The organism is Enterococcus sp. E5-37, assembly GCF_035726925.1.
GTDB classification, from domain to species: Bacteria; Bacillota; Bacilli; order Lactobacillales; family Enterococcaceae; genus Enterococcus_B; species Enterococcus_B faecium.
This window is the reverse complement of sequence record NZ_JAPMLG010000016.1, coordinates 1-14325: the sequence shown is the minus strand read 5'-3', so window position 1 is coordinate 14325 and position 14325 is coordinate 1. Positions and strand designations below refer to the sequence as shown.

Sequence of the window (14325 nt, the reverse complement as noted above, 5' to 3'; positions counted from 1 at the left end):
ATTTACGAAAATTGCTTCTCTGATTTTTGTAAAATTTCGGCTTACTTTTCGAAGAAGCTACTTCTGGAACACCATGAATCAGAGGTTGTGAAAAAGCTGTCCTGCATCAAGTAATAAGAACAGCCAAACAAAAATAGCTCCTCATATTTTTCGTTTGGTTGGACTTATTACCGCAGATGCAAGCTTTTAAACACCGTTTAAGGAAGAGGTTGTGAAATCAGCGTTTGAGCTAATACCGAGGGTCAGCTAATTGAACACCATGAAACAGAGGTTGTAAAAAGCCGTCATGCATCGAGCAATAAGAATACACAAATAAAATTAGCTCCTCATGTTTTACATTTGAGAAGACTTATTGCCGTAGATAAAAGCTTTTGAACACCATTTATAGGAGAAACAAGAATATTTTGCTATTTTAAACAAGAGGCTAGACAAATACATGTCTGATCTCTTGTTTTTTATTGGGCAAAAGACATCTTAGAATGTATAAAGATAAATTTTACAAACGCTTTCGGTTCAGTTATAATAATAAATGATAACTTGTATATATAAGTTGTGGTAGGTAATAAATCAGTTGAATGGAGGCAAATATCCATGACATTTAAAGACAAAGTCATTTACCAAATCTATCCCAAATCTTACAAAGACAGTAATGGTGATGGAATTGGAGATTTAAAAGGAATCAAAGAAAAACTCCCGTATCTGAATGATCTAGGCATCGACATGATTTGGCTAAACCCTATTTATCCAAGCCCTCAAAAAGACAACGGTTATGATATCTCTGATTACACAGCCATCGATCCTATCTTTGGTACGATGGAGGAATTCGAACAGCTAATAGCCGAAGCAAAGAAATACCGGATAGAAATCATGCTCGATATGGTGCTGAATCACGTTTCGACAGAACATGAATGGTTCAAAAAAGCACTAGCAGGGGATCAGCATTATCAGGACTTCTTCATTTTAAGAGAAGAGCCAACGGATTGGGTATCAAAATTTGGTGGAAGTGCTTGGTCGCCATTTGGAGATACGGGGAAATATTATTTGCACTTATATGATCGGACACAAGCTGACTTGAACTGGCGGAACCAAGCAGTAAGAGAGGAACTATTCAAAGTTGTTCGTTTTTGGATGGAAAAAGGGGTAAAAGGATTCCGTTTCGATGTTATCAATGTTATCGGTAAAGACGAACAATTGAAAAATAATAAAGAAAATGATGGCAAACCTGAATATACGGACAAACCAATCACCCATACGTATCTAAAAGAATTGAACCAAGCAACGTTTGGGACGGATTCCACTATCATCACAGTCGGTGAAATGAGCTCTACGACGATCGAAAATTGTATCTTGTATACAGAACCTAGTAGAGAAGAATTATCAATGGTCTTTAATTTCCATCATTTGAAAGTCGATTATGAAAATGGGAATAAATGGTCTACTCCTCCATTTGATTTTGCAGAATTAAAGCGACTATTTCATACATGGGGAGAAAAGATGAGTGAGGGTAACGGCTGGAATGCTCTATTTTTTAATAATCATGATCAGCCACGTGCGCTCAATCGATTTGTAGCTATCGATCAGTATCGAAAACAAGGAGCAGAGATGCTAGCAACCATGATCCATTTGAACCGTGGGACGCCCTATATTTATATGGGAGAAGAAATCGGCATGATCGACCCAGACTATTCATCGATTTCCGACTATATTGACGTAGAAAGTTTGAATGCTTATAAGTTACTCCTTGAACAAGGATTCACAGAAAAAGAAGCGTTTCGTCGGATCAAAGCAAAATCTCGCGATAACTCTCGAACACCCATGCAATGGTCAGACACAGAACAAGCAGGATTTACTACAGGGAAACCTTGGTTAAAAGTTGGAGGCAAGCTAGAAGAGATTAATGTAGAAAAAGAACTATCTTCTGAAGATTCCATTTTGTCTTATTACAAGAAATTGATTCGGCTGAGAAAAACATATCCAATCGTTGCACAAGGAGATTATCATGCTTATGAAGCAGATCATCCGGAAGTTTATGGCTTTCTTCGCCAATTTGAAGGACAGCAGCTGCTTGTATTAACAAATTTCTATGGTAAAGATACAAGGATCACCATCCCAGAAGGATTCACAGAAGCCAATATTCTTATCGATAATTATTCCCATACTGTTCTTCATCAAAGTCTGGAGCTAAAACCATACCAGGCAATTGCTTTGCTGAAAAATTAAAACAAAAACACAAAACGTCGTTCCTACGAGCTATTCTCGTAAGATCGACGTTTTGTGTTTTATTTAAAATAATCTTCTTCAGAAAATGAAGAGTTTTCATACTCTCCTTTATCGCCATAAAATTTATTGTAGCGTTGTTTGAATTTACGGAAAATAAAAGTAACGAGTAATTTGACTAACGTATAGATAGGAATACCAAAAATAACGCCCACAATTCCCATTAGATCACCCATGACAAGTAAAACGATTAAGATCGTAATCGGATGGATCTGTAAACGATCCCCCATTACTCGAGGAATCACCAAGTCACCGTGGAGAAGTTGTACGGCAAACCAGACAATGACAAATTTGACAGCCATAAAAGTAGAGTCTTGGAATGCAATGATCAAACCTGGAAAGAAGGCGATAAACGGCCCAATATATGGAATGATACATAACAACCCAGCAGAAATAGCTAAAACACTAGCAAATTCTAATCCGATCAGTAAGAAACAACCCCAGTAGACTGCTCCAAGGATAAATGAAGCAATGATCTGCCCCTTTAGAAATGAACCCAATTGTTGATTAGCAATCTTTGTCAAATTTTTAAAATCTGTACGAAATGCTGGTGGGACAATCGCTAAAACTGACTGATAAAATTTTTGAGGATCTCTCAAAAGGAAAAAAGCGACAATTGGACCAGTAAATAAAGTAATAAAAATAGCTGTAACAGTTGAAAAAATGTTGCTGATCCGTTGTGCGCCACTTTCCCAATAATTTCCAATAAATCCAGCTATATCAGACGTCACGTCGTCAATAGAAGCGAAAAATTGATTAAATGAATCGGCAAAAGGTGTTTTCTCCAAAAATTGTCGGAGACTCTCTTGAAAATCTTGAAACAAATCTGGCAAACTACTGATCAATGTCTTTGCCTGTTCTTCAAGAAAAGGAACAAGCCATACGCTTCCAAGCCCCAATAAAAATAAAATAATCACATAAACGATAATGACTGACAAGTTCCTCGAAAGGTGCTTGCTCAAACGTTTGATGACTGGTTCCAAAAGATAATACAAGATCAGTGCAAACAATAATGGCGGCAAGATAGTAGCGATAATGATTCCGACAGGCTTGAATATAAACGAGATCTGATGGAAAAAATAAATGATCAGCGCAAGTAAGATAACTATTCCTAAAACATAGTAAGAGGTTTTTCCTCCTAAAAAGCGGATCAAACGATTCGTTGTATCTGTTTCTTTTTTCACTCTTTTTCCTCCTTTATCTATAACTTCATTATAGACAAAAGCGGGTATAAAAGGAAAATGATAGAGGTTGATTGCAAAAATATCGTCAATCATTCATATAAACTTTCTCATCAATTAAAATAAGAAAACGCTTGACAGTTCTTTTAACCATATGATAAATTAAATCCTGTTGCTAAAACGTAACTATTACGGTTTGCGAAAAGCGAATCGGAACATTCAAATGAAAGAAGATGAGAAGAGGAGTGTCATAAATGAAACGATTGATAGGTATATTGGCCATGCTGGTTTTAGCAGGTATGTTAACTGCTTGCGGCGGGGCAAGTGGGAAAGCCGAGGACAGTAAAGAAAAATTGAGCGTGATGACGACCTTTTATCCTATGTATGATTTTACAAAAGCAATCGTCGGGGATGAAGGAGAAGTAGAGTTATTGATTCCAGCAGGGACTGATTCCCACGATTATGAACCTTCTGCTAAAGACATGGCAAAGATCCAAGATACAGATATCTTTGTTTATAATGATGAAAACATGGAAACATGGGTCCCCGCAATCCAAAAAACATTACAAGAAGGCAATGTCCATACGATAAAAGCGACAGAAGGTATGCTTTTACTTCCGGGAAGTGAAGAAGGACATGATCATGACCATGAACACGGGGAAGAAGGCCATACACATGAGCTAGACCCACATGTATGGCTAGCACCAAGTTTAGCAATCAAGCAGGTAGCAAACATACGTGATCAGCTGATTGAAGCTTACCCAGAAAAACAGGAAGTATGGACAAAAAATGCAGCAGCCTATACCGAGAAACTTCAAGCACTCCATCAGCTTTATCAAGAAACCTTTAAGCAAGCAAAACAAAAATCTTTTGTCACGCAGCATGCTGCATTCAACTATCTAGCGTTAGAATATGGATTGAATCAAGTATCGATTGCTGGCCTTTCTTCTAGTGAAGAACCGTCTGCGGCGAGAATCGCTGAACTGAAACACTTTGTTAAAGAACATGGGATCAACTATATTTATTTTGAAGAAAACGCCAAAGATAGTATTGCCAGAACGCTAGCAAACGAAGCAGGTGTATCTTTAGAAGTATTGAATCCTTTGGAAGGATTGACGAATGAACAAATAGAAAATGGAGAAAACTATCTTTCTATCATGGAATCAAACCTCGAAGCGTTGAAAAAAACGACAGAGACAGAAAACCCGTTAGAAGATACTTTGACCCCCAAAAAAGAAAAGAGCGTCTATAACGGTTATTTCGAAGACGAGGATGTACAAGATCGCTCTCTTTCAGATTGGGCAGGAACTTGGCAGACAGTAGATACGTATGTAGAAGATGGGACATTTGATCCTGTTTTTGAATATAAAGAAAAATTGAATCAGGATAAGACAGCACAAGAATATAAAGAATATTATACGAAGGGCTATCAAACAGATATTGCTTCAATCAAGATCAGTGAGAAAGAGATGGCATTTACGTTTAAGGATGGAACAACGAAACGTTCAAATTATCGTTATGTAGGGAAAGAAATCTTGACATACGAGGCAGGAAACCGTGGCGTAAGGTATCTATTCGAAGCAGAAGATAAGGAAAGTGGCGCTTTTAGATATATTCAATTCAGTGATCACACGATTGCACCGGCTGACTCCGAACATTTTCATTTATATGCAGGAAATGAAAGTCAAGAAGCATTGCTGAAAGAAATGGAGAATTGGCCAACATTTTATCCAGATACAATGGATGGACGTGAAATTGCACAGGAAATGCTTTTGCACTGATAGGCAAAAAAGAACCGAAGGGTTTGGATCGGCTGGTCATTTAGTCGGTCCAAACTATTCGGTTCTTTTTATGAAATCAATTTCTTTAATCCACGGATAGAGGCTGGGATGGTCTCGCCGTTTGCCAACGTGACTTCTCTGGTTTTTTTATTAATCGACCGCACATTTTGTGTATTGATAACATAGGATTTATGACAACGGATAAAATTCCGATGCATTTTCTCGATTTCTTTGATCTTCTCATAGAATTGTAATTGGGCATGAGTCAAATGGACTTCCAGTTTATGTGGCGCTCCTAGCGAAGTAGAAAAATATTGGATGTCTTTGATCGGTAAAAATTTGATCTCATCATTAAACTCTATTTTGAAGATATCTTTTTGGATTTGGGACATTTGAAAATCTTCGAAAATTTTGCTCAGGATATGCTCGACATTTTCTTTTAAATCATAAAGATCTTCTTTGACGATATAATCAGTCGGTTCGATGTTGCTTTTTAAGATTTTCATCGACATTTCCGTATGGGAAGTCACATAGATTATTTTTCCTAAAGGATCTAATTCACGGATCAATTTACCGATAGCTACACCATCCATTTCACTGTCTTCTAGTTCGATATCTAAAAAGTAAATACCAAAAGAAGAAGTTCTGATCTTGGCTGCATTGAGAAGTTCTTCCGGATCAGAGGTAGAAATATGGACATAACTGTCTAAGTTTTCAATCATGATTCTATTTTTGATCACCGTTGATAAAACTTCTAATTGTTTTGGATCGTCTTCACAAATATAAATGGGAATCATATCATTACTCCTTTATTTTATTTGTATATAAATCGTTTGAGAAAAACGCTGGTTTTCAATTGATGTTTCAAGGAAAAGATAAGGATTGGTCTTTGTCAATTCATCCAAGATAAACAAGCCAAGGCCTTCGTTTTTTGGATTTGTTTTTGTTGAGAACCCTTTTTGTTTCAACTGGTTTAACGGTAATGTATTTGTTGTTGTATTGATCACACGAATCATCACGGAATGATTCTTCTTGAGTATGGTCAATTCGATTTTTTTCTTCTTTGCAGCACTAGCTCCTTCAATCGCATTGTCCAAGATAATACCAAGCATACGTACAAGGTTTACCGTATGTTTCGTATCCAGTTCGATTGGCTCAGGAAAATGAAGCTGGACGATCAACCCTTTTTCCTGTGCCATCATGAGTTTTAATGACAGTAAACTACGGATCTCAGGAACTTTCATATTATCCAACATACTTAGATTGGCCGGAAAAAGGTTCATCATCTGGCGTGTAGGTAATATCGTTTGATCATAATAAGACCGTAATCCTTCTAAGTCGCCTTCTGAAATATAGCTGTGAAGAGAAAAAAGCAGATTTTGGTAATCATGTTTGAATTCTCTCAAGTCTTGATAGTTTTTTTCTAGATCTTTGATATAATCCTGTTGCATCCTGACTTGTTGCTCTAATAACTGATCAGCTAATTTCTTATTAGAGATTTTCCAATAATAAACCAAGATGATCAGGCCAACACACAGATATAGAATGAAAAAACTCGTATTCAAAGCTAAGACATCAGGTGTTTCACCAGAAAAACGGGTATAAAAAATAATGATATAGTATGTAAATAATATCAATGTCCCGATCGTACCGATCATACGGCGGTCCACAGTGTGAAACCAAGTCTCTAACGATTTTTTAAAACAAAAAGCTAATAAAGCAGATAAAAAAGCGGATAAGACAATGTGAAAATACTGCAATGAATCTCCTGGTTCAATAACCGAAGATTTCAAAACAAAAAAATCGCCGATGCTTGTTAAGTGATCTCCTAAAAGCGACGTCAATAACCCAAAAGGAAGCGCGTAAACCAATTGTTGACGCGAAGTCGAAAAGAAGAAAAAAGTAAGCATCAGCATTCCTATAGCAATTAGAGCAGTAAAAATCCCTAAAATCGAATAGACCCATCCAATCAAAATACAAGAAATCAGAATGACTCCCGCAAACAGATATTTGTATCGGATGTGATGGTCAATCAATAAGATACAAATTGTGTAAATCAAATATTGCAACGCTATGGACCATAAAAACATAAAGTACAGCTCCCATTGATTTTTATCAAATTATAGCACAATTAGCGTATTATTTTTTTAATTTTTCAGGGATTTTGAATTCAGAACTCATACCAAAGCAGCAGCCAGATACAAAAAAGTCAGATAAGTTAGTTAATTGTTTAATGATTGTTTTTTTCATGAAAGATTCCTCCAAAATTCATCAAGTAGTTTGTAATAGGAAGCAACGTAGCTATTTCTAAAACAATCCCAAGTAGCAAATAGGTAGAAAAGTAAGAAGCTGAGAAAAATAAAGTAATGAGAGAAAAAATTAGAAACATGCTGATCGCCTTCTTTAATAATGGGGGACGTTTCTCGGGTTCAATGGGATTGATTGCTGTACCTCTTGATCCATAGCGAAGCAGTAACAAAAAGCAGCTGATTAACAAAAAGACCATCATTGGGAAGGAGATAGTCAATTGCAGATGTTTCATCACCAAGGGAACGCCCCATAAATAAAGTAGTGTCCACAGCAGACAAACGAATTCAGAGTCGGAATGCAATCCATAAGCATATCTGCGGATGCATATATAAGAAAGAAAGGTGATTCCTGTTTCCGCCCATGAGCCTGTCACCAGAGAAAAGACTAGAACGACCGCTAGTTTTCCAAGATTATTCAATAAAACTTCTAAGGCAAATTTTACTTGGACATACACCATATCTTCTTCCGATTTGTCTCCGCTGAATAAGGCTTCTAATAATTTGTTCACAACTTTATCTTTCATCTCATACGTACCTCCACCACAAATTTTATGCTAAAAAAAATAAAAAACGTCTTTTGTTTCATAAAAAGTGGTTTTGACATCAAAACCGTCATGATTTCCTAAAAAAATCTTCGTTTTCCAAGAACCTTACCAAAAAAAGTGACAGTTTTGATACGAAAAGTACTTTTTATGACAAGTTTGTGCTTTTTCGAGTGATTTATGTTAAAAAAATTACTGACCTTATAAAAGGTGATGGAGGGATTCTTATGGAAAATGAACAATTGTTTGAAGTCGGCGAAACATATGCATTTAAATCTGATTTATTTGAATCACCAATAAAAGGAAAAATAGAAAAAATCTATGAAAATAGTGTGATGATACGTGTCATGAAATGCGCAGTAGAAGACAATGATACCGCTCATAATCTGCACTGGCAGTTAGTTGTACGCAAATCAAGTACAATAGAAGAATAAAAACAGATAAAATGTTGAGAGCATAAAGAGGTTGTGAGTCTCCCGTTTAGCTCTGAGTTACAAGGAATAATGTTAAAAAACAGCTTTTCATGTTTTATGAATATTGCCACTCGTGACCGAGGTGTTGGCAGGAGAATACTGTTTATTTGAAAAAAAGGGCTGCGACAAGACTTTTGTCACAGCCTTTATTTTCATGAATAGGAGTTACTTTTGGCTACTTTTAGAGAAGTAGCTTTTAAGGAGCAGATAAAGTCAAGGCTTTTATTTCTATAAATGAAGTAGTAAAATGAAGAACAGATTTTATTACAGGAAGGATGCCGATAATTGTGATCATTGTTGCAGGAACGATCGGTGCAGGGAAAAGCACACTGACTGAAATGCTTGCCCAAGATTTAGAAACAAAACCTTTTTATGAGAACGTGGAAGATAATGAAGTATTGCCACTATTTTATTCTAATCCAGAAAAGTATACTTTTTTATTACAGATTTTCTTTTTGAACAAACGCTTTTTGGCAATCAAAGATGCTTTCAGCCATGATGACAACGTACTAGACCGCTCCATCTACGAAGATAGTATGCTGTTTCATTTGAATGCAGATTTAGGGCGTGTTTCTGAAGTAGAAGTAAAGCAGTATGAAGGTCTTTTAGAAACGATGCTGAAGGAGTTAGAAGAAATTTCGCCACAAAAGAAACCAGATCTACTGGTTTATATTCGTGTATCCTTTGAAACTATGTTAGCGAGAATCAAAAAAAGAGGCCGGGAATATGAACAGCTAGAACAAGATCCTGAACTCTATTCCTACTATAAAGAACTCAATCGACGATACGAAGAGTGGTATGAACAGTTTGATATATGTCCCAAAATAGTGATCGATGGGGACAAATATGATTTCGTAGCCGATCCGGCATGTGGAGAACAAATCGTACAAGAAATCAAGATGCGGGCAAAGAAAATGACAGAAGAGGCAGATGCCCAGTCGATCCGCTACACTACAAATAACCCGAAAGCAAAGGGAATCTTTACAACTAAATAATATAAAAACTAAGCAAATTGCTCACTCGCAGATATTTCTTTGTGAGCAGCATCTTGCTTAGTTTTTTTGATTCATTGAGATCAAATAGTGAACCGATTCGTATGATAAAATTGCCATAAATGAAATGTCTGAGTGAGGGCCATGATCAAAAATAAAATGGAAACGATCAAAATCGAATGGGCGCCAAACAGATGATGACAGAAAACAAGGACAATAGCTCCTGCGATAAAGGCAAGAACGACACTTAGATAGTGGAAAAATCGATCAAAATCTGCTTTTTCTTTAGAAATACAATAATCATATAAGTTCGTTGCTACCCCTTTTAAATTTCCAGTTGTAAATAAATTAGTGTAGGCACGCCCGTTGATTTTATCAAAAGCTACCCACTGGATCGATGCAGTAAAAGCAATCAAAATCGTTACTAATGCGGGATGCTCATGGACGGGTGTCAAACTAACAAAGAAAAAAATCACTGCTTCATAATATAGAACAAACAAGCGCCAGAAATGTTTTTCTTTTTTTCTAAAATAATCAATTAGATACTTTGTTAGAAGAATCCCTAAGAAAAAGAAAAGGGTAGACAATACTTTTTTACCAACACTTAGCCATTCTCCGTCAAATGCTTGGATGATCGATAGAATGATATTGCCAGTTTGAGCAGAGGCAAAAGCACCATATTGGATATAAGTATAACTGTCCATGGCTCCTCCGATAAATGTCAGCAAAAGTCCTATTGTACGCCCCTCGTGAAAGGAAGTCTGCATTTTTTTCATCACCTTTTATGAATATTTTTGTCTTCCTTATCTTAGCATAAACGATTGAAAAAAAGGAAAAATTTTCAGAAAACTAAAATCATATCGCTTCCCATTTTCATTTTTAGAAAGGTCTGTTAGTATAAAGAAAAAATAGACAACGAAACTTTAAATAACCAACTTGAAATAAACAAATTCAAAGAAGAAAGATGGGAAGGAAATCAATCAGTTGAATGAAAAAGAAATTCTCCGATTACAAAAAGAATTGAAACGCTGGGAGAACAAGTATAAAAAGCTTCAACAAGTCTTTCGGCTACAAGAAGAAATCATTGCTACCTATGAAGCGGCTTATGGCGAAGCACCCGGACTTATTGAAGAAGAAGTACAAGAAAAAGAAAGTGAAGGAAACAGCTCTTTCTTTAAAATGATGGAGAAACGTTCCTATAATCGCTTCAATCAAGAACAAAAAGCAGCTATCACATATGATATGAAGAAACATCTTCGAATCATAGCAGGAGCTGGGAGCGGCAAAACGCAAACAATCTGTGCAAAAGCTGTTTATCTGATGACGCAAAAACAAGTAGACGAAGAACGCATACTAATGATCACTTTTACAAGGAACGCTGCAAATGAACTAAAAAAACGAGTAGATAATTTCAGCCAGAGAAAAACCGCTGTCCATATCGGAACATTCCATAGTATCTTTTTTAGAATATACAATGAAATTTGTCGAAAATTTCCTGAAGTAGCAGTGCAAGGAATACAAGGAGACTTTTCAAAGGATACTGCACAAAAAGTGAATGCTGTTTTGCAACAGCTGATACGTAAATATAATCTTTATATATTTGATCAATATGGAGAAAAAACGATTGCTTCTCGGTTAGACTATTGGCAGAATATGAACCTTTCAGTAGAAGAAATAGTTCAGTTAGTTAAAGAAAAATATGATTCCATTGATAAGAATGCACGACAGCCGATATCAGAACGACTGTATGGATTGCTCACGGAACTCCAAGAACAAAAAAGAAGCCAGCAATTGCTAGAGTTCAATGATGTACTCCAAAATCTGAAAAGCGCTTTGGAGAATGAGGAGATCCAGCATTATATCGGCCAAAAATATGATTATCTATTCATTGATGAATTTCAAGATACTAATCCGCTTCAATGGGAAATCGTGAAACGGATGACAAAGGAAAACAGGATCAAGTTGATTGTTGTTGGAGATGATGATCAGAGTATCTATGGATTCAGAGGATCAGAGCCAGCATACATCAAGAACTTTGAAAAAGAATATCCTACCAAAACTCTTTTCTTATTAACTAATTATCGTTCTCGGGCAGCTATTGTCCAAGGAGCAAATAGATTGATCAGCTATAATAAAAATGATCGGATACCAAAGGCGATGATTCCAGCACAAAAAGAAGCAGGCGTTATGGAAGCCTATTTGTTTTCTGATACTAAAGCAGAAAGTCAGTGGCTAATCAAACAAATTCAGACATTTATTAAAAAAAATGGGAAATATAAGGAATCAATCATATTGTACCGATCAGCTTCACAAACGCAGCAGCTTGTCCAATCTCTGCTGAAAACGAATATTCCTTTTGTACTGGAAGCAGATAGTCCATATGAAGGTATCTTTGGTATTAAGTCTTTCCAACATTTCTATCAAAAAATTGTTCATTGGCAAACAGCACTGAATCTGCAAAAGAAAAATCAGGCCTACCAGCAATTGCTCCGGCAGCTGATGGCAGATTGCTACCTGAAAAAAAGTGAATGCGATCAATACTTTTCTCCTAAATATCAGAATATAGCCGTTGCAGATTATATTTTGTCGATAAGACCCAATTTAAAATCCAAATCTGCAGAAATCCGAGAGTTTGAGGAAGCGTTGCGTAAAACAGACCAGCATCAAGAAATCTATTCGCTTGTTCAAAGCTATCTTCATCTGCCACGTATAGCTAAGGAAATCGACCAGAGTGATCAAGAATGGATACGAGAAGAAGTAAAGCAGCATGCTACTTTCAGAAGACTCCAAGCCTTATCGCAAGAAACCCAAGCGACAGCTAAAGAATTAAAAACCCGCTTGATTGCTTACAGACAAGGAAAACTTGATGCACTATGTATCCAGAGCATTCACAAAAGTAAAGGTCTTAGTTACCGAAATGTCTTTTTGATTGGTTGTAACGAAGGAAGTTTGCCTTATAACGGAGCGACAGAAAAGAAAGTAATCGACTTTAATGAAATAAAAGCAGAACCAGTGACGACGATAGAAGAAGAACGAAGACTATTTTATGTTGCGATGACTAGAGCAAGAAATCGTCTGTATCTATGTGTACCTCAAATGAAAAATTCAAGAAAATTGAAAGTATCGAGATTTATCAAAGAAACCGGGAGTCGTGTGAAAAAAGGAAAGTGATAGAAGAGAGGGTGTGACAGAAGTGGTCAGCTTCAAGAAAGAAGAAGGAATGTATGAAAATTGCTTCTCAAATTTTTGTGAAATTTCGGCTTATTTTCGAAGAAGCTACTTCTGGAACACAGTTTATTCGGAAAAAGGAGGTGTGACAAGAATTTTGTCACACCTCCCTTATTTATTTTGAAAATGAGAATACTATTATCAAAATAGAGAATATATAGAATAATTCTCATTATTCAAACGTAAATAATCAGTTATTTTGATTTTTTTTTATATTTTATTAGCTAATAATTGGTATTTTAAAAGAAATTACTGTAGAATTGGATTATGATTAAAAAAGAGTGAGAAAATGATAAAAGTATATACTTCGCCTAGCTGTACTTCCTGTAGAAAAGCAAGAGCATGGTTGCAAGCGAATCAACTTGAATTTGAAGAGAAGAATATTTTTGCCGAACCGTTAACAGAAAGTGAGATCAAAAAGATCTTGGCAGCGACTGAAGGAGGAGTTCAAGATATTATTTCCACTCGGTCGAAAATTTACGAAAAGCTGGGCATAGATTTTAACGAATTAACTTTAAAGCAAATGATCGTCTTATTCAAAGAATATCCTTCATTATTGAGACGACCTATTTTGATTGATGAAAAAAGAATACTAATCGGATTTAATGAAGATGAGATCCGGTCATTTGTCCCTCGTGAAATTCGATGTGTTGCCAGAAATCTGATCTATTTACAAAACAATAACATCTTAAATTCATAGGGAGGGAGCCTTCGTGGAAGTGAAAGTCTATGGATCAGCGCACTGTGTAACAAGTCTGAAGGCGAAACAATGGTTAGAACACCATCAATTGTCTTATCAATTTGTTGACTTAGAAGAACGCGATCTAAGTACAGAAGAAGCAGAAGAATTATGCAGTTTTGAAGAAGTGCAAGCAGAACAGCTATTTGCGACTTGGTCTGAGGCTTTTCACAACATTGCGATTGACCTTTCCTGTGTAGGAAAAAAACAACTGATTTTTTTATGCACACAACATACCAACCTCCTCAGACGTCCTTTGATTATTATCGATGAAGTTCTATTTATTGGATACAATGAGCAGTTGATGGAACAGCTTATCTTAAATAAATAGACTTTAACTGTTTTAATCAAGTCACTGAGCATTTCATACAGTTGTAACAGTCGAACACTTAGCATCAAGCGTGTTATGTGTTCTTTTTTTGACTTTATTTTTCTACTATAGAGAGAGACATGCTCAATTTATGTGGTCAAAATTCAAATCTAGGTGGGGATATAGAGTTAAAAATATATTGACATGTGTAAATTTACATGATATATTCATTTCTGTTGTTTTAAGTAGCAAAGCAATAAAATAGTATTTTAAAAAACATATAAAATAGTTGTTGACATGTTAGAAATGACATGATAAGATAACTGAGTCGTTAAAAAAGGACCACTTGTGAAGCTTGATTCTATCGAAAAAAACTTCAAAAAAGTTCTTGACAAATAACAAACGATAAGTTATGATAAATGAGTTGCTGAAAGATTTCGAGAAACGAAATCGAAAAAAACTTTTAAAAAAGAGTTGACAATTACTTGTCTCT

12 protein-coding genes are annotated in these 14325 nt (G+C 35.9%); 7 read left to right on the top strand and 5 right to left on the bottom strand.

Annotated features, from left to right (window positions below; all coding sequences use genetic code 11):
• Nucleotides 1-591 precede the first annotated feature (591 nt).
• Nucleotides 592-2220 (top strand): alpha,alpha-phosphotrehalase, encoded by a 1629-nt coding sequence (gene treC, locus OS138_RS11435; RefSeq protein ID WP_325070136.1) that lies wholly within the window; start codon nucleotides 592-594, stop codon nucleotides 2218-2220.
• A gap of 59 nt (nucleotides 2221-2279) precedes the next feature.
• On the opposite strand, the gene OS138_RS11430 is transcribed toward treC, so the two are convergent.
• The gene (locus tag OS138_RS11430; RefSeq protein WP_442784210.1) at nucleotides 2280-3554 is read right to left on the bottom strand and encodes an AI-2E family transporter; all 1275 of its coding nucleotides are present in this window, start codon (nucleotides 3552-3554) and stop codon (nucleotides 2280-2282) included.
• 158 nt (nucleotides 3555-3712) lie between these two features.
• Between OS138_RS11430 and OS138_RS11425 the strand changes: the two genes are divergently transcribed.
• Entirely contained in the window at nucleotides 3713-5239 is a 1527-nt protein-coding gene (locus OS138_RS11425; RefSeq protein WP_325070134.1) for a zinc ABC transporter substrate-binding protein AdcA, read from the top strand.
• A gap of 68 nt (nucleotides 5240-5307) precedes the next feature.
• Here OS138_RS11425 and OS138_RS11420 read toward each other — a convergent pair whose 3' ends face one another.
• The 3 genes from OS138_RS11420 to OS138_RS11410 all read right to left on the bottom strand — a co-directional run bounded on the left by OS138_RS11420 (nucleotide 5308) and on the right by OS138_RS11410 (nucleotide 8072).
• Entirely contained in the window at nucleotides 5308-6036 is a 729-nt protein-coding gene (locus OS138_RS11420) for a LytR/AlgR family response regulator transcription factor (protein ID WP_002286278.1), read from the bottom strand.
• 12 nt (nucleotides 6037-6048) lie between these two features.
• Nucleotides 6049-7329: a sensor histidine kinase gene (locus tag OS138_RS11415; protein WP_195193640.1), complete on the bottom strand. Its 1281-nt coding sequence runs from the start codon at nucleotides 7327-7329 to the stop codon at nucleotides 6049-6051.
• A gap of 140 nt (nucleotides 7330-7469) precedes the next feature.
• Nucleotides 7470-8072: an accessory gene regulator B family protein gene (locus OS138_RS11410; protein WP_002296063.1), complete on the bottom strand. Its 603-nt coding sequence runs from the start codon at nucleotides 8070-8072 to the stop codon at nucleotides 7470-7472.
• A gap of 245 nt (nucleotides 8073-8317) precedes the next feature.
• Between OS138_RS11410 and OS138_RS11405 the strand changes: the two genes are divergently transcribed.
• A complete protein-coding gene (locus tag OS138_RS11405; protein WP_002286271.1) occupies nucleotides 8318-8524 on the top strand; it encodes a hypothetical protein in 207 nt (68 codons plus the stop codon).
• A gap of 314 nt (nucleotides 8525-8838) precedes the next feature.
• On the top strand, nucleotides 8839-9558 hold the full coding sequence (locus tag OS138_RS11400; protein WP_002321450.1) for a deoxynucleoside kinase: 720 nt from the start codon (nucleotides 8839-8841) through the stop codon (nucleotides 9556-9558).
• Between the two features lie 80 nt (nucleotides 9559-9638).
• Here OS138_RS11400 and OS138_RS11395 read toward each other — a convergent pair whose 3' ends face one another.
• A complete protein-coding gene (locus OS138_RS11395) occupies nucleotides 9639-10322 on the bottom strand; it encodes a YoaK family protein (RefSeq protein ID WP_002286265.1) in 684 nt (227 codons plus the stop codon).
• Nucleotides 10323-10539: 217 nt separating this feature from the next.
• Here OS138_RS11395 and OS138_RS11390 point away from each other — a divergent pair, with 217 nt between their 5' ends.
• The 3 genes from OS138_RS11390 (at nucleotide 10540) to OS138_RS11380 (ending at nucleotide 13853) form a co-directional block, all read left to right on the top strand.
• Nucleotides 10540-12726, top strand: coding sequence for an ATP-dependent helicase (locus tag OS138_RS11390; protein ID WP_325070133.1), 2187 nt, complete (start codon nucleotides 10540-10542; stop codon nucleotides 12724-12726).
• Nucleotides 12727-13072: 346 nt separating this feature from the next.
• Nucleotides 13073-13483, top strand: a complete 411-nt coding sequence (locus tag OS138_RS11385; RefSeq protein ID WP_002286258.1) for a Spx/MgsR family RNA polymerase-binding regulatory protein — start codon at nucleotides 13073-13075, stop codon at nucleotides 13481-13483.
• Nucleotides 13484-13496: 13 nt separating this feature from the next.
• The gene (locus OS138_RS11380; RefSeq protein WP_325070132.1) at nucleotides 13497-13853 is read left to right on the top strand and encodes a Spx/MgsR family RNA polymerase-binding regulatory protein; all 357 of its coding nucleotides are present in this window, start codon (nucleotides 13497-13499) and stop codon (nucleotides 13851-13853) included.
• Nucleotides 13854-14325 lie beyond the last annotated feature (472 nt).